This window comes from Pseudidiomarina aestuarii (assembly GCF_048263735.1).
GTDB classification, from domain to species: Bacteria; Pseudomonadota; Gammaproteobacteria; order Enterobacterales; family Alteromonadaceae; genus Pseudidiomarina; species Pseudidiomarina aestuarii_B.
Genome location: NZ_JBLXDX010000008.1, coordinates 1 through 20,120, shown reverse-complemented (window position 1 = coordinate 20,120; position 20,120 = coordinate 1). Strand labels below are relative to the sequence as shown.

Genomic DNA, 20,120 nt, shown 5'->3' with positions numbered 1-20,120 from the left:
TATGTACGCTAAATCATTGTTGTTCACTACAGCACTTTTTCCCGCAGTGGCAATGGCGGGACATGCAGAGGAAGGCTGGCCAGAGCCCGTTAAAGAATATTACACCGGGCAGGTATTATTTGACCGGCTGGAATTAACGCGAACAGACGAGGAAGAGAACGTTGCCGTTTGGGACATGATGGCTTGGTACGGTGGTGATTATCATCGGTTTGTCTTCAAAAGTGAGGGGGAAAATATTCAAGATGACGGAGAGCCCACTGACTTGGAAAGTGCCGAACTGCTGTATGGATACTTGGTGTCTCCGTTTTGGTCGTTTCAGGCCGGTATTGGTACGCGAGGTACCTTATCGTCGGATGCCTCGATGGAAAACTATGCGGTCTTAAGTTTTATGGGTTTGGCGCCGTACTGGTTTGAAATGGATAATTCTTTGATGATGAACGAAGAAGGCGATGTCCAATTTGTTAGCGAAACCGAGTACGAGTGGCAGTTAACACAAACCTCGTACTTACAACCTCGCATTGAGTTAACAGCCAACCTGACAGATTCAGACAAATATGAACGGCAAAGTGGCTTGAGCAACTTGCGTGTGGGGTTGCGTTATCGTCACGAAATCAGTCGTGAGTTTGCACCCTACATTGGTGTTTATTGGAACGGCGCGTTAGGCAACACGGCAGATGAAATGAAACGAATGGGTGAGGACACCACAGAAACAGGCGTGGTCCTTGGGGCCAGAGTTTGGTTTTAATTGATAATAAACAAAGAGGAAACAACATGAAAAACATACTTAAGTTAGCCTTCGGTACCACGTTATTTTTTAGTGCATGGGCCAGCGCTCACGTCGGCCTAACATCCAGTAGCCCGGAGGACGGTGCGACTTTGTCCGAGTCACCAACGGAAATTACGATGAATTTTTCCGGTGATGTTCGTCTGGCTAAAATTATGCTGCACTCAGATGACGGTAAAATGCATCCGCTGGACTTTTCGATGAGCATGACTCCCAAAGCAGCGTACGAAATTGCTGTTAAAAACAATTTGGCGTCAGGTGGTTATACGGTTTATTGGACGGCAATGGGTGGGGACAGTCATAAAATATCGGGTGATTTTAGCTTTGAGGTGAAATGATGACCCTTTGGAGTGTGGCCAGCGTTTTAACGTTGGCCTTTATATTCTGGCTTAACGCGGTGATGACCGCCTCGCCTTATATCGTTTATTTGTCCGGTTTAAAAAAGCAGTCTGAACGAAAGAATAGCCTTGTTGCGTTGCTTCTATTACTGGCAAGCCTTCTGTATTTTTTTCTGAAAGTCGGTAGTTTTGCTGCTGAAGGCTTTGCCGGCATGATTGACACGACCTACATGCAGTTTATATGGACCGGCCCTGTTGGGTTGTTCATCCAACTTCAGGTAACCGTTGCTGTTGTCTGGATTTTTTACTCTGTTGTTAAGGTAACAAGCATACAGTGGATGCTATATGTTGCGGCGGTTGGACTCATGGGATGGAGTTTTTTAAGTATCGGCCACGGTAGTGATGCCGTCTGGTGGAGCAAGTTAGCGCTTTTAATACACCTGCTAATTGCTTGGGTTTGGTTCGGCAGTCTTAACTCATTACGTAAGCTAGCAACCTCTGTATCGCCTGATAAGTCGAAAGCGATTATGGAGCGTTTTGGAATGCACATGTCTGCAGCGGTTCCGATACTCCTGATTGCGGGGGTGGTTATGTATCGAAGTGCAACCGGACAGTGGATACCAGAGCTGCCATTAACATCATACGACACGGTATTGCTGACGAAGCTTGTGTTTGTGGCGTTGATTCTTCTTGTTGCCGCACGGCATAAATTAAAGCTGGTACCCCAGTTGAATAATGAGTCGGCTGCGAAGCGACTGAAGCAATCGATAACGGTAGAAATGGTATTGGCTGTCACTATTTTTATCCTGGCCTCTGCGCTAAGCAGCGCGTTTTCCCCCGGTTAATGTAAGGAATAAGAAGAATGAAATTACTTGTGAGTGTTTTTATGGTTTCGGTAATGTTTATTTCAGCGCCCAGTAGCGCCGAAAAACTATCTGAGCCGACCGCTGTGCTTGATGCATTTCGAACTGCTTTAACTGAAGGTGACACGGAGGTCGTTAAAGACGTGCTTTCCGATGATGTGCTTATCTTTGAAGGTGGTGGTGTTGAACGATCCTTGGCCGAGTACAGTGCTCATCACCTTAAGTCAGATATTAAGTTTAGCCAGGCGGTTCCTTCACAGTTGCTTGAAAGGACAGTACAAGAAGCCGATGGCCTTGCTGTGATCACTTCTCGGTATAGCGTTTCCGGGGAGTATAACGGGCGTGAGGTTGATTTAACGATGAATGAAACCGTAACCGTATCAAATACGACTGAGTCTGGCTGGAAAATTATCCGGATCCATTGGTCCAACTGAGTTCAATCACAGGAGCTGATTATGGCAGAACACGATCATGAACACGGACATCAGGATTATCAGAAAAGCAGCCTGAGTCTTTGGGGGGCGGTGTCGCTGGGGACTGGTGTGATGATTGGCGCTGGTATTTTTGCACTGACCGGACAAGTTGCTCAGCTGGCAAGAGAGTGGTTTGTCCTGGCGTTTGTGTGCGGCGGTATCATTGCCGGCTTTAGCGCTTACTCTTACGTTAAGTTGGCGAAAGCCTATCCGTCAGCGGGCGGTATTGCGATGTTCCTCAGTAAAGCTTATGGAAAAGGAAGTGTGACGGCGATATTCGCACTCTTGATGTACTTTTCTATGGTGATTAATGAAAGTTTAGTCGCTCGGACATTTGCGTCTTATACCAGCCAGTTAATTTCTTTTGAAGCGCAGTGGCTTATCCCTTTGTTGGCGGTGGGTTTGCTGGTCTTTGCGTTTTTTATCAATATTTTGAGTAATCAGTTTATTCAAACGTTCTCGTTTTTTATGGCCTTTGTTAAGACTTTAGGGTTGGTCATTTTAGCGGCTGGTGGTTTGTGGGCCTCAGGCATTCAGTTTGAATCGATATCGGCTATTCCAGAAGAAGCTACGGGTGGCGGTATTTTAGCGGGGATTGCTTTAAGCATACTTGCGTACAAAGGGTTTACAACAATAACCAATAGTGGCGGTGAAATTGTTGAGCCTAAGAGAAATGTCGGGCGTGCCATTATTATTTCGCTGATTATCTGCGCGTTAATATACGTTCTGGTCACTCTGGCGGTTGGCTCGAGCCTGTCCATAGATGAGATTGTGAAAGCGAAAGACTACGCGCTTGCTGAAGCAGCCAGACCCGTCTACGGTGAAACTGGACTCTGGGTGACGGTTGCGTTTGCAATTGTAGCAACGGTATCAGGAGTGATTGCCAGCGCGTTTGCCGTTTCAAGAATGTTAGCCATGTTGACCAATATGAAGCTTGTTCCACACAGTCATTTTGGCATGCCAGGTTCCATTCAGAAGCATACGCTGGTTTACACCATTGTTATGGCTATGATCTTAGCGGCATTCTTCGATTTGAGTCGAATTGCGTCACTGGGCGCTATTTTTTATATCGTGATGGACATTGCGATCCACTGGGGCGTATTACGGCATCTAAGGCAAAAGGTGAATGCCAATATTTACATACTTGTCAGCGCAATCACGCTAGACGTCATCGTTTTAGTCGCTTTTATATGGGTGAAATGGACGAGCGATCCGCTGGTGATTTGGGCGTCTCTTATCGGTATGGCATTGATTGCCGCTGGTGAGATTTTGTTTTTACGTAAAAAGCGTTAAGAAAAAGAGCGCTATGCGCTCTTTTTCTAGTTCATTGTAAAAAACATCCAGACAGCCATAGCGACCATCATGAGGTTTTCAGTGAGCGAAATGAAGCCTAACGGCACATTACTGGAGCCACCGACACAGGCACATTTTAGCTCGCGTTTGTCGACATAAACGGCTTTAAACACCGATATAGAGCCTACGATGCCGATGAATAATGCGACGGGTATGGATATGACATGGGCGAATTCGGCTGCCATTAACAGACCCGCCAAGCCTTCGGCATAGGGATAAATACGGCCATAAGGCACCCATTTTTTGGCGAGAAGATCGTAATTGAGAAACATGGTAGAGAATTTCTCTACGTCCTGGAGTTTGAGCAAGGCCAGAACCACCATAGAGAAACTGATGAACCACTCGATGGTTTGTACGGTAAATACGCGACCAAAAGACAACCACGACGTGGCTACAGAGAGGAGTGCCGTCATAATAAATAATGCAATAACGGGCCGGTAACTGGTTGCGTCAGGGTCAGGAAGAGGCTTTCCAAGAAAGGCTCGAACCTCCTCGTACCCACCGATACGTTTATCACCAATAAACACTTGTGGAGTGGTATCGACGTCGTGCTTTTTCTTGAATTTGTCGGTTTCTTCTCGGCTTTCCAACAGGTTGTCGTCCACATCGTAACCGTTGGCTTTAAGTAAGTGCCTGGTTTTTAAACCAAAAGGGCATTGGTGGTCAGGTGTCGACATTCTGTAAAGCGTGGCTTTTTGAGTTGATTGACTCATAGTGACGTCTCCTTACTTAAAAATGGTACATCTATATACGCATTATAGTCGCTGGAGGATTAGCATCTCTAATTGTGAGATTAAAAATTCATAAAAATTGAAAATATATTTTAAATTTTGAAAAACTGGACAACTTTTTTTGATGGCTTTTTAACCGTTTATAAGAGCTAATTTTAAAAGAGTTAGGATATTTAAGGGGGGTAAAAGTTGAATATACAAGCTCTACAAGCGCTGCTATTAAAGAGCTTTGTATACAACTTTAGTTTTTTTGGGTATACGGATTTAATGGTTGATGGGGCACCTTCACCCCATCAATCTGATACCACCCTCAGATGGTTGATAGATCGACTCCGTAGTTGAGTTCCTCTGCGAAGTCCGGCAGTCCGTAACCGATGGTTTTCAGAAAGGAGAACCTTCGCAGTCGGTGCCTAATCTGTGCTTCGTGGTGTAGAGCATTCGTGCCGCATACCTCGAAGGAGTAACCGCGCCCTTCACGGTTCTTGTCCTTGGCCAGTCGGTTGATGGATCCGTGTAAGCGTTGGTGACGAGCATGTCCGTCTCCAAGTAGGTCGCCGGTATTTCGCGCCAGTTTCCACTGCCTGACCAAATCGTCCAGACTTCCTTTTGGCTCTTCGGGATGGTGGCTATCGACTCGTCCAGGGCGGCTTCTGCCTGAGCCGTGGGTGGCGTCCCAGATGCCGTAGAAGCGCTCCTTGTGCTCGTAGGCGGCCAGCAGTTACGGGAACGCGCCTGTCCAGGTCTCCATGATGAGGCGCTCCCGGTCTGAGACTTCGTGAGCGCGTTCAACAGGATTTTCCGGTCTCCCTTGGCCGCAGTGTATACAGAATCCGTCCACCATCTCCGGTAGCTGGGGCCTGAATGTTGTCTTGCAGGCCAGGCAGATATCGGCGGCGGACCCAGAGAGTGACCCGCTTGCCGTGGATGAGCAGATCACGATAGGGAACGTCACGCTTGCCGGACCGTACGAACTCACCTGCACGCCGCATTCGCAGGCGATGGGATCAGGCACGTCCACTGGAAGTGCATTTCGTCGTCGGTTGATTTGCAGCCCAGTACTTGGTATTGCGGCAGGTGAAGGATGTTGTCGGGAAGTTCGGTCATGGTGTTGTATAGGCGTAGGTGTCAGTCAGATCCATCCGACTCGGCATTGGTGTTTGCTTTTACCCAACAAGCTGCTGGAAACGAAAGTAAGGCACCGAGGACAATTGCAATATCAGCCAGGTTGAAGGCCGGCAATGCCAGCCTGCCATAGTGAAATCAAAGGAATCCACAACATAGCCGCGAAAGACCCGGTCAATCAGGTTGCCCATGGCGCCACCGAGGATAAGATGTAAGCGATGGCTTCTCCTTTATGACGATTTTCGGATCAGCTTGATCAGAAAAATCGAGACCACTACCGCGATTCCGATAAAAGTAGCGCTGCCAGCCTCCACCATTCGCAAAAGACTGAATGCGGCACCGGTGTTCCATAGGTGCACCCAGTTAAAGAACGGGGTCACCGAAACATACTGCCAGCAGGCCAATGATTGCTGCACCAGCCACTTTACAGCCTGATCAGACGCTGCCAGCAGGCCGATATGGACAATAGGGCATACGGCGAGAGTTTTACCAATAATGAGCATTATTTAACCCTTCAACGCCAAATGCGTCTGGCACCGTTAAGTACAATGCCCCGCGATGGTGCCGATAATCAGATCCGATAATTGAACCGGTCCACGCGACCAGGGCGCCGGCGGTATACCCCAGTTGATCACCACGTCGTTGACGAGAATATCAGCTTGCCTTCATGTGCGCCCTGCCTTCGATGTTTGATATGAAACGGCAGACAACGGTATTGGCAATCAATGCGACGAATGCGATAGCCATCATCACCAGCGATTCAGGCTCACTACCGAATACAAAGCGTCCACCACCTCTACGAGCACGCCCACAGCCAAGATCAGTTGCAGTACACCAGCAAGATGCGCAGCACGTACCTGCATTTTCACGCTATGTCCAACCGCATAAAGGCAAGCCCGACACCGCCACATCGGCAAAATTGTCCAGATTCTCCAATCAGGCCGGTGGACCGGGCGATCGGCCGGCAGTCATTTCCACCACGAACAGAAGTGCATTGATGCCGAGCAACCAGCGCAGGGTCCCGGATTCTGCTTAGCAGAAGCTGCCGAAAACTCGGCGGCCTTGATGGTCTCGGATTTGCAGCGACGGTTTCCGAAGCGAGGCGCCTAGCCCAAGTCTTCAGTTTCGAGGTGATGGGCTCGACTCGCCGTCATGCACGACCTTCAGCCGGCGGTTCATTAAGTCCAGGCGACAGCGCCCGAATCTCCTCAAGCCGTTCAGGCTAGGCGAATCATTCGTTCTTTGATGGACAGTCCATCTTCGGCACGGCAAAACGCGGACCCATCTCCTGGCGCCTCGGAGGAGGCCTGTATATCGGTATCCGCTGCGGACGTTGCATCACACACGGCGCCACCACAGGATTTGACATGATACGGCTCACTTGAACAATGCTTTTACATTTCAAACTATAAAGCTACTATAAGGTCAATAAGTAAAGAATCCGTTGGGAGGCTGATGCGCATTGGTCAGTTGGCGCAGTTGGTAGGGTCGAAACTGAGACGATCCGCTTTATGAACAGCAGGGCTGTTGCCGCCGCCTGATCGGCGGGACAACGGTTATCGTGTTATACCGAGAAGCATGGTGAGGGCGCCTTCATCCGTCGCTGCAGAATCCTGGGCCTGTCACTGGCTGAGATTCACGAACTACAGAGCTATCGGGACGACCCTCATCAGCCTTGTACCGCCGTCAACGCCTTGCTCGATGATCACATCTCATGTGCGGTCGCAATAACCGCTCTGCAAGCGCTTGAGAAACAACTCGTTTCACTGAGAGCGAGTTGCAACGATGACCGGGAAGTTGAGGCGTGTGGGTTCTTGCTGGAATTAGCGAAGGAAACATGCACCAGCAGTAGGTGAAGCATCAACCAGATAATCCGATGAGATGCCGGTCTGTCTCACTCTCATGCAAAGGTAAGATCAACCATTTAATCCGCTTACCCCAAATTATGAAGTAAAGTTACATAATGAGGGGGTTAGTGATATAGCTTTAACACTCGATTCAAAGCGTCAACTGACTCCATCCATTATGGAGCTTACCTTTGTGAGTTCAGAGCCCGTTAATTATGAAGCCGGGCAGTTTATGCAGTTTCGTATTCCACACTTAAACGAAATATTGTCACGACATTACTCTGTTGCTACGCGGCCTCACCCGACTCGATTTGTGTTTAACATAAGGCAGCTGCCATCGCCAAGCGAAGGGGTACCGCCGGGGGTGGGATCAAATTACTTATGTAATTTAGAAGCTGGCGCTCGTGTCGATGCCGTTGGGCCATTTGGAGACTTCCAACTGGCAAAGCAAAACTCTCATACACAAGTCTTCATCGGGGGCGGCGCGGGTATTGCACCGTTGAGAGCGTTAATACAAAGTGAATTAGCAGCAGGCTCTCCTCGTCGCTGTATCTTTTTTTACGGCGCACGATATGAAAAGAGCTCTGTTATAGGGATGAGTTCGAAAGAGATGAGCGGTTAAATTATATACCGGTACTTTCAGAGGTTGCTAAATCAGATGAGTGGGCCGGGCACACTGGCTTTGTGCACGAAACCGCAATGAAATGGTTGGCAGATGAAAACAAAAACACATTGGACGTTTACGTGTGTGGTCCTCCACCAATGCTGAAAGCAACGTTAAAGTCTCTTGCTGACTTTGGCGTTCCGCGAGAACAAGTAAGGTTCGATGACTTTGGTATTTAGAGCTTGAAAGCGCCTGAGTTAGCAATAAATCTGGGTGGTGATGTAGAAGTCGTATCACCATCTGGGTTGACTACCTCGTTATGGGTACTTCCTTTAATTGATTGATCTTTATCAGCCAAAAGAGATACAATGCAAGCATGTTTTTATAGTGAAGCTTCGCATGTATCGTTTAATCATTGTCCTACTGCTATTAGTAGTAACAACAATGTCATTTTCACAAACTATCAGTACGGAAAAGGCATGTATGCACGATTCTACTGAGCAAGTTTGCGATCTTGCGGGTTGCGAAGTGTCACATTCTCTTACCGATAACTGTTGCTCTGATTCAATGATGCGACATTGTTACAGCCCGTCGATTACTGTCGTTTATTCTGAGCAATCCACCGTTCCGCCTATTGAGAAGCTGGTTTTTAACGCTTCCTCATTCTTAGATACGAATATTAAAGAAAAGCACTCTCTCTCGCTATTTCGGCCCCCAATCTACTCTTAAAAAGTACTAAATTTCTCGCTCCTGGCGCGTTTATCGTCCAGGTAAAAGCACAGCTATAAGCTTTGGTTCGGTCATTGTCGTTACGACGTCGTTCGTCGTCCTCGTTACGGTCCGACTCATAACTTGGTCTGTGTTTAATTTAAAAATTCACAGTTTTTGAGAGTAACAATATGAAACTTTTAAGAAGAATGGCTTATTTAAGTGTTCTGACTGTAGTGGTGCCAAATGTCGTTAATGCACAAGAGCCGCTTTTGAATTTGCAAGAAGCAGTGAGTATCGCTGTACAAGAAGATCCTTGGTTAACGGCAAGTAAGCAAACCCAAGAAGCATTCGCGAGTGAAGCAATAGCCTCTTCCAGTTTGCCTGACCCTCAAATATCGCTCACGGCTGCCAGTTTCCCGGTTGACAGTTTTAGTTCAAGACAGGAAGGAATGACCCAGTTAGTCGTCGGTGTTTCACAAGCATTTCCCAGAGGAGACACATTATCGTTGTCTCGTAAGCAGAAAAACCAATTAGCTCAAAAACAACCGTTTTTGAGAGCGGATCGTATTGCAAAGGTCAAAACAACGGTCACGAAGTTGTGGTTAGATGTTTTTTTCTCTCAGCAAAGTATTCGCTTGATTGAATCGGATAGAGCGCTTTTTGAACAGTTAGTGTCGACGGCTAAGGCGAGTTATACCAGCACCGAGGGAAAAGCACGGCAGCAAGATGTTATTAGAGCCCAACTTGAGCTTACACGCCTGGATGATAGGTTGACGTCACTGCGACAAAAAGAGGAGCAACTTCAAAGCGAATTGTCGGAATGGATAGGTGTTATAGCGAAATCAACGTTACCGGATGACCTTCCGAGTCTTACGCTGAAGAAGACATTGCTATCACCTTCGACAATACCGAATCAAGCCTTGTACGAATTGATAAAAGAACACCCGGTTTTGCAAGCGACCGATCAAGACATTTTGGCGTCGGAGACGTCTGTCGAGCTCGCTCAGCAAGGTTATAAACCGCAATGGTCAGCCAATCTGAAATATGGCCATAGAAACGACGATCCAAGCGGCAATGACCGTGCCGACTTGCTGTCAGTCGGGGTTACGTTCGATGTCCCTTTATTTACTGATAACAAACAGGATAAGCAGGTACGCTCAGCAAAGTTTAAAACGGAAGCAAAAAAAACTGAGAAGTTATTGGTTGCCAGGCAGTTAATAGCCAATTTACGCAGTACGTTTTTACAACTGAACCGTTTGAATGAACGTGCTGCCCTATATCACGAAGAGCTACTTCCACAAATGTCCGCCCAGTCTGAAGCCGCATTGACTGCCTACAACAATGATGATGGCGACTTTGCCGAGGCGGTACGGTCACAGATTGCGGAAATCGACGCAAAAATTGATGCATTAGCAATCGCCATCAACCGCCAAAAATTGATTGCCGAAGCAAACTACTTATTACTTTCAGGAGTGTAAAATGAAAACAGTCACCAAATCTCTTATAAGTTTAGCTGTAGGCTTTGCAGTTGGCGCTGGCGCTATTGGCTATGTAATGCAATCGACTGAAGTGTCTGATCGTTCATCGGGCAATGCAGAAAAAGAGCCGTTATATTGGGTGGCTCCGATGGATCCCAATTATCGTCGAGACAAACCAGGAAAGTCTCCAATGGGGATGGACCTTATTCCTTACTATGGCGATGATGCAGAAGAGAGTTCACCTGGTACGGTGAGAATTGATCCCGACGTTATTAATAACCTTGGGGTTACAACTGCAACCGTCACGTCCTCGAGACTCAACCTAGATATCGAAACAGTTGGCTATGTTCAGTTTGATGAGGACCGAGTATTAACAGTAAGTCCTCGTGTTGAAGGCTGGATTGAGAAGCTTTTCGTAAAAGCGGTTGGTAACTCGGTTAAAGCCGGCGAGCCTTTATACAGTATTTACTCTCCTGAAATGGTTAATGCGCAAGAGGAGCTTGTATTGGCCTCGCAAAGAGGTAATCAGGTGCTAATTGATGCCGCTGAAGAACGCTTAAGAGCTCTGCAAGTCTCTGAATCTGAGATTAAAAAGTTAAAAGAAACTCGTAAAATTCAGAAAACAATCACGGTAAAAGCAAAGCAGTCCGGGGTATTGGATAGACTGACTGTGCGTGAAGGTGCGTTTGTAACGCCGAGTATGAATTTAATGACCATTGCTCAACTGGATAAAATTTGGGTTATTGCAGAAGTCTTTGAGCGGCAATTGAACCAGGTTGAGGTAGGCAATGACGTTCAAATGAACCTTGAGTATGCTCCAGGTAAAGAGTGGCAAGGAAAGGTTGATTATGTCTATCCGTCACTTAACCCTAAAACTCGGACGGGACAAGTTCGAATTCACTTCGACAACCCAGATGGTTTTTTAAAACCGGGCATGTTTGCGAATCTTAACATTAAGGCTGGTTTAGGCGACAAAAACTTAATCATCCCTAAAGAAGCGCTTATCCGAATGGGTGGTTCGAACCGAGTTGTACTGGCACTGGGTGATGGGAAATTTAAAACAGTTAATGTTGACGTTGGGCGGTTAGGGAGCTCGCGAGTTGAAATTTTATCGGGTCTTATGGCAGGTGATGACATCGTTACTTCAGCTCAGTTTTTGATTGATTCTGAGTCCAGTAAATCCTCTGACTTTAAGCGCATGCAACATGACACTGATGCTGATAACGAGAGCCATGGCAGTATGTCAAGTGACGCAGCAGCTCAAGCTGTCTGGGTTGAAGCAACCGTTAAAAATGTTATGCCTCAGCACTCGATGGTTACGCTGGAGCACGGTGAGATTTCTGAATGGGACTGGCCTGCAATGACGATGGACTTCGATGTTGCTTCGGATGTTGAACTTTCTCAGCTTAGCACGGGGTTATCCTTGCATGCGGAAATAACGCAAGTCGGGAAGCAACAGTACCAGCTCACATCGATTCATATTCCTGAGCAAAAACAAGTGACAGAGCAGGAGCATAACCATGATTAAGTCAGTCATTCGATGGTCAGTGAGTAACCGTTTTTTCGTTCTTCTGGCGACATTAATCCTCGTGGGTGTTGGTGCTTTTGCGGTTAAGAATACGCCCGTAGACGCACTGCCGGACTTGTCGGATGTCCAGGTGATCATTAAAACCAGCTATCCGGGTCAAGCGCCGCAGGTGGTAGAAGATCAAGTAACCTATCCATTAACAACCGCTATGCTGTCTGTCCCCGGCGCTAAAACCGTCCGTGGATATTCGTTTTTCGGCGACTCCTATGTGTATGTCATTTTTGACGAAGATACAGACGCTTACTGGGCGCGTTCGCGAGTACTGGAATATTTGTCTCAGGTTGCTCCGACACTGCCTTCTAATGCAAGACCGCAATTAGGCCCTGATGCAACAGGGGTTGGTTGGGTGTATTTGTATGCCTTGGTTGATCGTACGGGTAACCACAATTTGAGTGAGTTACGCAGTATGCAGGATTGGTTTTTAAAGTATGAACTGCAAACGGTCGAGGGGGTTTCGGAAGTTGCCGCCCTCGGCGGGATGGTAAAGCAGTACCAGGTGAAAGTGGATCCGGAGAAGCTGCGCGCATTCGATATTCCTCTTGCTCACATACAAAATGCTATCCAGCGAGGTAATCAGGAAGTGGGGGCGTCGGTGGTTGAAATGGCGGAAGCTGAGTATATGGTCCGGGCCTCAGGCTATATTGATGGTGTGTCAGACTTAGAGAGTATCCCGCTTGGCGTTGATGAAAATGGCACGCCATTATTGCTTAAAGACGTTGCTGATGTGGGTGTGGGCCCCCAAATGAGACGCGGTATCGCCGAACTCAACGGTGAGGGAGAAGCCGTGGGTGGTATTGTGGTAATGCGTTTCGGAGAAAATGCCCAAAAAACGATTGATGGCGTTAAACAAAAGTTGGAAGAATTAAAGTCTGGGCTACCAGAAGGTGTCGATATAGTCACTGTCTATGATCGTTCGGGGCTTATCTCGGATGCCGTGGAAAGTCTCTGGAAAAGTGTAGTAGAAGAACTCGCTATTGTCGCGTTTATCTGTGTGGTATTTCTCTTCCATGTCCGCTCCTCGCTGGTTGCCGTTATCAGCTTGCCTTTGGGTATTTTAACCGCGTTTATTGTCATGTATTGGCAAGGAATTAACGCGAATATTATGTCACTTGGAGGGATCGCAATCGCTATTGGCGCTATGCTCGATGGTGCCATCGTCATGATTGAAAATATGCATAAGCATATGGAAAAAACGCCACTGACAGCAGAGAACCGCTGGCGGGTGGTTGCCGCCTCTGCTTCAGAGGTGGGCCCTGCTCTTTTCTTTAGCTTGCTCATTATTACCGTCAGCTTTATGCCGGTATTTACCTTAGAAGCCCAGGAAGGGCGGATGTTTTCTCCGCTTGCTTTCACGAAAACTTACGCAATGGCAGCCAGTGCAGCCTTAGCGATTACCGTTATCCCCGTGTTGATGGGATTTTTTATCAGAGGAAAGGTAACACCTGAGGGGAAAAACCCGCTTAATCGGTTATTGATCGCCGGGTATAAACCGCTTTTAAAAGGCATTTTGAAATACCCCAAGACAGCAGTTGTCGGAGCGCTTGTTATCCTGGCCGTTGGTGTCTGGCCGATTGACAAAATTGGTAGTGAATTTATTCCAGATTTGGATGAGGGCGATTTGATGTATATGCCCACTACCTATCCCGGATTATCAATTGGTAAAGCAAGGGAGCTGTTGCAGCAAACCGACAAGCTCATAAAAACGGTACCGGAAGTGAAGACGGTTTTTGGCAAAATTGGTCGAGCGGATACCGCCACTGATCCGGCACCCCTAACGATGATTGAAACCTTTATTCAACTGAAACCGAAAGATCAGTGGAGAGACGGTATGACCACTGAGAAGTTGAAAAAAGAACTGGATGCGCTTGTAAAGTTTCCGGGGCTGACCAATGCGTGGGTTTACCCCATTAAAACTCGCATTGATATGTTATCGACAGGTATCAAAACGCCGGTAGGTATAAAAGTTGCCGGAGCTGATCTTAATGAAATTCAGAAGATCGGTCAGCAGCTTGAAACGATACTTGATGATGTCGATGGTACGGCTTCTGTTTATTCAGAGCGAGTGGCTGGTGGACGCTATGTCAAAGTCGACATAAAAAGAGAGCAGGCTGCACGTTATGGCTTGAACATTGAGGATGTTCAGCAGGTTGTTGCCACGGCTATTGGCGGAATGAATGTTTCAGAGACCATTGAAGGGCTTGAACGTTACCCAATAAACTTGCGCTACCCTCAAGATTACCGTGATTCGCCGGAAGAATTAAAGAAGCTACCTTTAGTTACGCCAAACGGGCAGCGTATTAGTTTGGCGGATGTGGCTGATGTCTACGTTGAACTTGGACCGCCGGCAATTAAAAGCGAAAACGCAAGACTTAATGGCTGGACTTTTGTCGACATTGAGGGAGTTGATGTCGGCACTTATGTTGAAAAAGCAATGAAGGTTGTAGAACAAGAACTCGAGTTGCCAGCAGGGTATTCAGTTACCTGGTCCGGGCAGTACGAATATATGGAAAGGGCAAAGGAAAAACTGACTTACGTGATTCCGTTAACGCTCGCGATTATTATCGTTCTTTTATATATGAACTTTCGAAACGTTACAGAAATAGCCATTATATTGGGAACTTTGCCTCTCGCATTGGTGGGGGCAATCTGGCTAATGTATCTTTTAGATTATAATTTCTCAGTTGCTGTAGCGGTTGGTTTTATAGCTCTAGCCGGTGTCACTGTAGAAATAGGAATACTAATGCTGACTTACTTAAACCAGTCCTATAATGAATATGAAAAAAGTCAGTTAGAGCATGGTAAAGCATTAACGAAAGACGGTCTCTCTCTTGCCGTAATGGAAGGGGCTGGACTTCGTGTTCGCCCCGTCATGATGACGGCCGTTTCTACAATTGCTGGTTTATTGCCTATAATGTTTAGTACAGGGACTGGGACTGAGGTGGTTAGTAGAATAGCGGCGCCAATGGTTGGAGGAATGATCAGCGCTGTTATCTTAACCTTGCTCGTATTACCTGCTGTTTACTACTTGTGGCGTGGGCAGAAGATCAAGTGTGTATAAGATCGGTTATTAGGGTTAGGAGCTGCACATCATTGATCTTGATCAATGATGTGCGCTAACAAGTATGCTAAGTTAAAATTCGGGATTGGGGACACACATATGGCTCAAACAAAATTTTTAGTTGTGCTTATGCTAGGAATAGTGATTCAACTATCCTTCCCAGCTGCTCCTGTCCATAATACTGCCTCCAGCGCAGAGCACGTAATCAACGTTAATCAGGCAGATGTTGCAAACGAGAGAAAAAGCAACATTCATTGTGATGACGACGAACAACCTGCCAGTAAAACGTGCTGTTATTGTTTAACTGACTCTGCTGATACATGTTTAATGGATGCGGAGTGCAACTCTGCAAGCTCACCTTTAGTATTAATTCCGTTCAATTTGCCAATAAAGTCAATTGGTTACTTGCAGCATCCTCTTTCATATGAAGGGAATGTTAAGCAAATGTCTTTTGATACTTTTTATCCTCCGAAATAGCTCCTGCTGAATTTCAATTAAAACTTTTTTCGAAATTTAATCATGCTAGATAGAGCTCTTAAGTTAAGTGACTTAAGGCTTGTAGGAGAATATATGAACCTATCTAAAATCACCGCTATTTTTGATCAACTTCGGCAAGACGCAGTGGAGGAGACTCTGGTTGGGTGTGGCGTTAGCGGCTTTACATTGTTTCCTGTTCGAGGTCGAGGCTATTACTTAGATAGTTATAACGATGATCACTTAGTTGATCACGTACAGCTCGAAGTTTATGTGAACAGTGATGACGCGCGTGACGTTGCGTTTTTGGTAGTTGAAGCGGCCTATACCGGGGTATCTAACGAGGGCTTAGTCTGTATCTCGCCAATAGATGAATTGCTTTGGGTTCACGACAAACGAGCAGCGACTGATAAAGAACTCTCGTTACAACGTTAATATCGCGGCAACGTCGACTGAAGCATATTGGTAGTTTTAATAAATAGGACAGTACTGATGTCAACTAACGATCATAGAGCCGGAGTGCGGGAAATTAACTTAGTCAATCGCACGTTAAAGCTAAACACTGAGAGTGTGAAAAAAGTTCGCGAAGCGATTAACGAAATCGATCGCTTGGTTGGTCTTGATAGCGTTGCCTACGACTCTGACCAGAACTTGTTATCGGTCGCTTATGATGCCTCTAAAGTCGATCTGACTATGATAGAGGAAAAGCTCGGAATATTTGGTGTTGAAATAAATAGTGGCTGGTGGACTCACTTGAAAGAGGAATACTACAAATTTATTGATCAAAATATTAAAGATAATGCAGAGCATACACCGTGGAGTTGCCACAGAAGCCCGCCACGTATCAAAAGCAAACGAAAGTAACAATTAATTATAGGTAAGGAGTAAAAAATGCAAATAGAAACAATCAAAGATGTACTGAGTTGGACCGTTGATTTCCACAAAAACCTGAAGGAGTGTGTGACTCACTGCTCTAAACAAAACCAAGATGAACGAGCTCGGATGATTCTAAGCTACGTGTCGGGTCATGAAGCTAGCTTAGAGCGAATGGTTGAAGGTTTTTTGAATACAGCCAACCTAAATGCATTAGACACTTGGTGTTATGACTATATTGGGAAACATCCCATCGTTGAGCATGGGCACTGCGATTCGCCTTTTAAAGAGTTAGATACCGATCACATTATGGAGAAGGTTGTAAACCATCATGAGCAAGTCATAGAACTGTATGAACACCTATATTCCCGTGTTGATATAGATAGCGCAAAAGAGCTGCTAGAAACGGTAAAGAACGTTGAAGAAAATGAAATTAAACGAATGGTGCAAACTGCGCATCGATTTTCGGATATGTAGTGAGTGACGGTTTTATCGTTGGTACTTTGCGGGAAATAGCTGTTGCTTGGCTCGTTTCCCGTCAATAAGGAGCACTGGTATGGGTGTAAAAACTGAGGACGTTCGTAGTCGTTCCATTGAGGAACTCATTATCGAGGGAGCCGGTTGCGCGAGTTGTGTTGGCAAAATCGAAAATGCATTAAAGTCTGTATCCGGCGTGGAAAATGCAGAGATGAACTTTGCCCAGCGAACGGTCAGTGTGACTGGAACAGCAAATCCGAGCGCTTTAGTGAAAGCAGTAGAGAGGGCGGGGTATAGCGCTAAAGTAGCCACGTCCGAAAGTGACGGTGATGCGTTGGCAGAAAAAGAGCAAGCCGACTGGGCTTATTACAAGCGGCTGATGCGGGAGATGACCGTTGCGCTGTCGTTAGGTGTACCTCTCATGATTTATAGCCTTTTTGTTGGTGAAATGACGGTGACCACTGCCACAGAGCGTGTGACATGGTTAGTCGTAGGTATTCTAACGTTAGGTGTACTTTACTTTTCGGGCAAACACTTCTTCGTCGGTGCCTGGCAATCTTTGAAAAATCATTCCGCTAATATGGATACGCTGATCGCACTTGGTACTGGTACCGCCTGGTTGTATTCCATGGTGGTTGTATTGGTTCCGCACCTGGTTCCGGAAATGGCGCGTCACGTATACTTTGAAGCGACCGCAATGATTATCGGTTTGATCAATTTGGGGCTGGCACTTGAACTGAAAGCTCGTGGGCGCACGTCCGAAGCCATAAAACGTCTCATTGGTTTGCAGGCGAAAACCGCAAGGGTGATTCGTGACGATAAACAATTGGATATCGCTATCGAAGACGTACTCGAGGAGGACGTAGTACGTGTTCGTCCCGGAGAAAAAATCCCTGTTGATGGAAAAGTTATAGAGGGAAGTACCACCGTTGATGAATCTATGCTAACGGGTGAACCCATGCCCGTGGAAAAATCAGTTGGTGATGACGTTGTGGCGGGCACGATAAATAAAAGTGGTTCCTTTTTGTTTCAAGCGACAAGAGTCGGAAAAGATACAGCACTTGCTCAAATTATTAACATGGTGAAACGGGCGCAAAACTCTAAGCCCCCAATCGGTCGTCTTGCCGATATTATTTCAGCTTACTTTGTGCCAGTCGTTATGATTATCGCTGTTATCAGTGCTCTAGCTTGGCTTAACTTTGGGCCTGAGCCGGCACTGGCCTTTGCTGTGGTATCAGCGACCACTGTCTTGATTATTGCTTGCCCTTGCGCATTAGGCCTGGCGACGCCTATGTCGGTAATGGTGGGTGTAGGAAAAGCCGCAGAGGCAGGTGTGCTGATTCGCAATGGCGAAGCATTGCAAACAGCGTCGAAAGTATCGGCTATGATCCTGGATAAAACGGGCACCATTACACTTGGTTCTCCTAAAGTCACCGACGTATTAGTAGCGAGTGAGTACGATGAGCAAACCGTACTGCAACTTGCAGCGACACTTGAGTCTGGCTCTGAACATCCGCTAGCACAGGCGATAGTTGAGTCAGCCAGGGAAAGAGGGATTAAGACAAGTAAGGTCTCGAACTTCAACGCCATCGCTGGTCATGGCGTGGAGGCAGAAGTTGACGGGAAGTCCCTCCTTTTCGGTAATGAAAAGCTGTTGCGTGAACGTCAAGTTGAGCTCGGTAACTTTGTTGAAAAAGCCCAAGGCTTAGCTGCTGAAGCTAAGACGCCTATGTACTTTGCCGTTGATAATGAGTTAGCTGCAATTATTGCAGTTGCCGACCCGATAAAAGACGACTCCGTAGCCGCCATTAAACGTTTGCAAGATAACGGTGTGCGAGTAGTGATGCTTACTGGTGATAATCGCGCGACAGCAGAAGCAGTTGCTGAAAAAGTAGGAATTAAAGAATTTTTCGCTGAAGTTCTGCCGGAAGAAAAATCAAAAAAGGTTCAGGAGCTGCAGATGGAAGGCGAAATCGTTGGCATGACGGGAGATGGTATTAATGATGCGCCAGCACTAGCTATTGCCAATGTAGGCTTCGCGATTGGCACGGGAACGGACGTCGCTATTGAAAGTGCTGATATTACATTGATGCGCGGGTCGTTGCACGGGCTTGCCGATGCGGTCGCGGTGAGCAAGGCCACACTGAGCAACATTAAACAAAACTTATTTGGTGCTTTTATTTACAACGTAGCAGGTATTCCTTTTGCCGCAGGCGTTCTGTATCCATTTTTTGGAATGCTGTTGAGTCCGGTTATTGCAGGTGCAGCAATGGCTTTTTCTTCGCTTACGGTAGTGAGCAACGCTAACCGGTTACGCTTTTTCAAAGCCAAGAAACATTAATGCACCTTTTATCATTGGCGCATTCAGGAGAATAAATATGTTATTTATTAATATTGCTGGTATCGCTCTGATCGCACTGATCGTCTGGTGGTTTTGGCTTTACACGCCCAAGCAGATGAAGCTGGGAGAAGGTGATTGGGTGATTGCCGTCGAAAACGGCACCTACTCGCCTTCGAGAATAAACGTACCTGAAGGTAAGCCGGTTGAACTCAGGTTTCTGCGGAAGGATCAATCGCCTTGCTCTGAAACTCTGCTTATCCCTGACCTGGAAATCAGTGAAACGTTGCCTTTTGACAAATTAAAGCCAATTCAAATACCAGCACTGGAACCCGGAGAGTATGACTTTCATTGCCAGATGCAAATGTATCGGGGAAAAATCGTTGCTGGTTAAATGGCTTAAAACGTCCAGGTCACAATGAGAATTTTAAAAGTTTTCCGCTAGATTCAATGAAATTCAATTTCATCGAAGGCATTGAAGAATTCGGCGATGAATACTGCCGTTATATGGGATCTACGTCAGCGTGGGTTCCAAGATTTAACTATAGTGAAATAACGTCAAATTAATGAAACCAATACAATTTGGTCATAATCAAGAGGGTAATAGAATGAAAAAAGTACTTTCAGCTTTAACTATCACAGCTTTAATGGCCTCTCCTGTCTTTGCTGATGCTCAGCATAAACATGGCGATGATAAAACAGGTTCAATGAGTGGAATGATGCATCATGAAAAAATGACATCAATGAATGAGCACATGCAAGAAATGCGCGAAGCTATGGAAAAAATAAAAAGCGAATCCGATCCCAAGAAACGTAAAAAACTAATGGAAGAACACATGAAGTCAATGCAGAAGGGAATGCAAATGATGAACCATGGGATGTGACAGGCCCCCATTATTAGAACCACTCGAGGAATGAATTGAGCTGTTAATTGACAGGCCCCCATTATTAGAACCACTCGAGGAATGAATTGAGCTGTTCAATTTTCAATGGATGCCACGAACTGCA

18 protein-coding genes and 4 pseudogenes are annotated in these 20,120 nt (G+C 46.4%); 18 read left to right on the top strand and 4 right to left on the bottom strand.

The annotated features are described in order from the left end of the window. The first annotated feature begins 1 nt into the window (after position 1). Genes ACN0S4_RS12275 through ACN0S4_RS12255 form a run of 5 tightly spaced genes read left to right on the top strand, consistent with a single transcriptional unit; the run spans position 2 to position 3,751 of the window. Complete coding sequence (locus tag ACN0S4_RS12275; RefSeq protein WP_417657956.1) at positions 2-745, top strand: copper resistance protein B; 744 nt, start codon at positions 2-4, stop codon at positions 743-745. Positions 746-771: 26 nt separating this feature from the next. Next, on the top strand, positions 772-1,122 hold the full coding sequence (locus ACN0S4_RS12270) for a copper resistance CopC family protein (protein WP_011234483.1): 351 nt from the start codon (positions 772-774) through the stop codon (positions 1,120-1,122). Beyond that, positions 1,122-1,967, top strand: a complete 846-nt coding sequence (locus ACN0S4_RS12265) for a copper resistance D family protein (RefSeq protein ID WP_126772055.1) — start codon at positions 1,122-1,124, stop codon at positions 1,965-1,967. The genes ACN0S4_RS12270 and ACN0S4_RS12265 overlap by 1 nt, the downstream gene beginning before the upstream one ends. A gap of 17 nt (positions 1,968-1,984) precedes the next feature. Then, positions 1,985-2,419 carry a YybH family protein gene (locus ACN0S4_RS12260; RefSeq protein ID WP_055437789.1) on the top strand — a complete coding sequence of 145 codons (435 nt, stop codon included), beginning with the start codon at positions 1,985-1,987 and terminating at the stop codon, positions 2,417-2,419. A gap of 21 nt (positions 2,420-2,440) precedes the next feature. After that, entirely contained in the window at positions 2,441-3,751 is a 1,311-nt protein-coding gene (locus ACN0S4_RS12255; RefSeq protein ID WP_092841993.1) for an APC family permease, read from the top strand. Positions 3,752-3,777: 26 nt separating this feature from the next. On the opposite strand, the gene ACN0S4_RS12250 is transcribed toward ACN0S4_RS12255, so the two are convergent. From ACN0S4_RS12250 to ACN0S4_RS12235, 4 genes and pseudogenes are all read right to left on the bottom strand, one after another. Then, on the bottom strand, positions 3,778-4,524 hold the full coding sequence (locus ACN0S4_RS12250; RefSeq protein ID WP_034732797.1) for a MauE/DoxX family redox-associated membrane protein: 747 nt from the start codon (positions 4,522-4,524) through the stop codon (positions 3,778-3,780). Between the two features lie 328 nt (positions 4,525-4,852). Then, positions 4,853-5,646 (bottom strand): annotated as a pseudogene (locus ACN0S4_RS12245) (transposase). A 59-nt stretch (positions 5,647-5,705) separates the two neighbouring features. Further along, positions 5,706-6,167 (bottom strand): annotated as a pseudogene (gene lspA, locus ACN0S4_RS12240) (signal peptidase II). A gap of 11 nt (positions 6,168-6,178) precedes the next feature. After that, positions 6,179-7,010: pseudogene (locus tag ACN0S4_RS12235) on the bottom strand (cation transporter). 109 nt (positions 7,011-7,119) lie between these two features. Between ACN0S4_RS12235 and cadR the strand changes: the two are divergent. From cadR to ACN0S4_RS12170, 13 genes and pseudogenes are all read left to right on the top strand, one after another. Then, positions 7,120-7,516 (top strand): annotated as a pseudogene (gene cadR, locus ACN0S4_RS12230) (Cd(II)/Pb(II)-responsive transcriptional regulator). A gap of 173 nt (positions 7,517-7,689) precedes the next feature. Continuing rightward, positions 7,690-8,133, top strand: a complete 444-nt coding sequence (locus ACN0S4_RS12225) for an FAD-binding oxidoreductase (RefSeq protein WP_417657955.1) — start codon at positions 7,690-7,692, stop codon at positions 8,131-8,133. A 5-nt stretch (positions 8,134-8,138) separates the two neighbouring features. Then, positions 8,139-8,354 (top strand): hypothetical protein, encoded by a 216-nt coding sequence (locus tag ACN0S4_RS12220; protein WP_417657991.1) that lies wholly within the window; start codon positions 8,139-8,141, stop codon positions 8,352-8,354. A gap of 660 nt (positions 8,355-9,014) precedes the next feature. Beyond that, positions 9,015-10,304: a TolC family protein gene (locus tag ACN0S4_RS12215; protein ID WP_233340204.1), complete on the top strand. Its 1,290-nt coding sequence runs from the start codon at positions 9,015-9,017 to the stop codon at positions 10,302-10,304. Position 10,305: 1 nt separating this feature from the next. Next, positions 10,306-11,832, top strand: coding sequence for an efflux RND transporter periplasmic adaptor subunit (locus tag ACN0S4_RS12210; protein ID WP_092854695.1), 1,527 nt, complete (start codon positions 10,306-10,308; stop codon positions 11,830-11,832). Continuing rightward, a complete protein-coding gene (locus ACN0S4_RS12205; protein ID WP_417657954.1) occupies positions 11,825-14,950 on the top strand; it encodes an efflux RND transporter permease subunit in 3,126 nt (1,041 codons plus the stop codon). Before ACN0S4_RS12210 ends, ACN0S4_RS12205 begins: the two co-directional genes overlap by 8 nt. A gap of 99 nt (positions 14,951-15,049) precedes the next feature. Continuing rightward, the gene (locus ACN0S4_RS12200) at positions 15,050-15,427 is read left to right on the top strand and encodes a hypothetical protein (protein WP_417657953.1); all 378 of its coding nucleotides are present in this window, start codon (positions 15,050-15,052) and stop codon (positions 15,425-15,427) included. A gap of 93 nt (positions 15,428-15,520) precedes the next feature. Further along, positions 15,521-15,859 carry a P-II family nitrogen regulator gene (locus tag ACN0S4_RS12195; protein ID WP_417657952.1) on the top strand — a complete coding sequence of 113 codons (339 nt, stop codon included), beginning with the start codon at positions 15,521-15,523 and terminating at the stop codon, positions 15,857-15,859. A 57-nt stretch (positions 15,860-15,916) separates the two neighbouring features. Continuing rightward, positions 15,917-16,288 (top strand): cation transporter, encoded by a 372-nt coding sequence (locus ACN0S4_RS12190; protein ID WP_417657951.1) that lies wholly within the window; start codon positions 15,917-15,919, stop codon positions 16,286-16,288. A 27-nt stretch (positions 16,289-16,315) separates the two neighbouring features. Further along, positions 16,316-16,774, top strand: coding sequence for an ATPase (locus ACN0S4_RS12185; RefSeq protein ID WP_417657950.1), 459 nt, complete (start codon positions 16,316-16,318; stop codon positions 16,772-16,774). 79 nt (positions 16,775-16,853) lie between these two features. After that, complete coding sequence (locus ACN0S4_RS12180) at positions 16,854-19,115, top strand: heavy metal translocating P-type ATPase (protein WP_126772030.1); 2,262 nt, start codon at positions 16,854-16,856, stop codon at positions 19,113-19,115. A gap of 37 nt (positions 19,116-19,152) precedes the next feature. Beyond that, the gene (locus ACN0S4_RS12175) at positions 19,153-19,506 is read left to right on the top strand and encodes a cupredoxin domain-containing protein (protein ID WP_417657949.1); all 354 of its coding nucleotides are present in this window, start codon (positions 19,153-19,155) and stop codon (positions 19,504-19,506) included. A gap of 214 nt (positions 19,507-19,720) precedes the next feature. Continuing rightward, on the top strand, positions 19,721-19,996 hold the full coding sequence (locus ACN0S4_RS12170) for a hypothetical protein (protein ID WP_417657948.1): 276 nt from the start codon (positions 19,721-19,723) through the stop codon (positions 19,994-19,996). The last annotated feature ends 124 nt before the right edge of the window (positions 19,997-20,120 follow it).

Bases quoted from the DNA above. Each gene is read 5' to 3' on its own strand.
- ACN0S4_RS12175 (WP_417657949.1), top strand. From the start codon at position 19,153: ATGTTATTTATTAATATTGCTGGTATCGCTCTGATCGCACTGATCGTC.
- ACN0S4_RS12200 (WP_417657953.1), top strand. From the start codon at position 15,050: ATGGCTCAAACAAAATTTTTAGTTGTGCTTATGCTAGGAATAGTGATT.
- ACN0S4_RS12180 (WP_126772030.1), top strand. From the start codon at position 16,854: ATGGGTGTAAAAACTGAGGACGTTCGTAGTCGTTCCATTGAGGAACTC.
- ACN0S4_RS12225 (WP_417657955.1), top strand. From the start codon at position 7,690: ATGGAGCTTACCTTTGTGAGTTCAGAGCCCGTTAATTATGAAGCCGGG.
- ACN0S4_RS12270 (WP_011234483.1), top strand. From the start codon at position 772: ATGAAAAACATACTTAAGTTAGCCTTCGGTACCACGTTATTTTTTAGT.
- ACN0S4_RS12275 (WP_417657956.1), top strand. From the start codon at position 2: ATGTACGCTAAATCATTGTTGTTCACTACAGCACTTTTTCCCGCAGTG.
- ACN0S4_RS12195 (WP_417657952.1), top strand. From the start codon at position 15,521: ATGAACCTATCTAAAATCACCGCTATTTTTGATCAACTTCGGCAAGAC.
- ACN0S4_RS12215 (WP_233340204.1), top strand. From the start codon at position 9,015: ATGAAACTTTTAAGAAGAATGGCTTATTTAAGTGTTCTGACTGTAGTG.
- ACN0S4_RS12210 (WP_092854695.1), top strand. From the start codon at position 10,306: ATGAAAACAGTCACCAAATCTCTTATAAGTTTAGCTGTAGGCTTTGCA.
- ACN0S4_RS12260 (WP_055437789.1), top strand. From the start codon at position 1,985: ATGAAATTACTTGTGAGTGTTTTTATGGTTTCGGTAATGTTTATTTCA.
- ACN0S4_RS12250 (WP_034732797.1), bottom strand. From the start codon at position 4,524: ATGAGTCAATCAACTCAAAAAGCCACGCTTTACAGAATGTCGACACCT.
- ACN0S4_RS12185 (WP_417657950.1), top strand. From the start codon at position 16,316: ATGCAAATAGAAACAATCAAAGATGTACTGAGTTGGACCGTTGATTTC.
- ACN0S4_RS12255 (WP_092841993.1), top strand. From the start codon at position 2,441: ATGGCAGAACACGATCATGAACACGGACATCAGGATTATCAGAAAAGC.
- ACN0S4_RS12205 (WP_417657954.1), top strand. From the start codon at position 11,825: ATGATTAAGTCAGTCATTCGATGGTCAGTGAGTAACCGTTTTTTCGTT.
- ACN0S4_RS12265 (WP_126772055.1), top strand. From the start codon at position 1,122: ATGACCCTTTGGAGTGTGGCCAGCGTTTTAACGTTGGCCTTTATATTC.
- ACN0S4_RS12190 (WP_417657951.1), top strand. From the start codon at position 15,917: ATGTCAACTAACGATCATAGAGCCGGAGTGCGGGAAATTAACTTAGTC.
- ACN0S4_RS12170 (WP_417657948.1), top strand. From the start codon at position 19,721: ATGAAAAAAGTACTTTCAGCTTTAACTATCACAGCTTTAATGGCCTCT.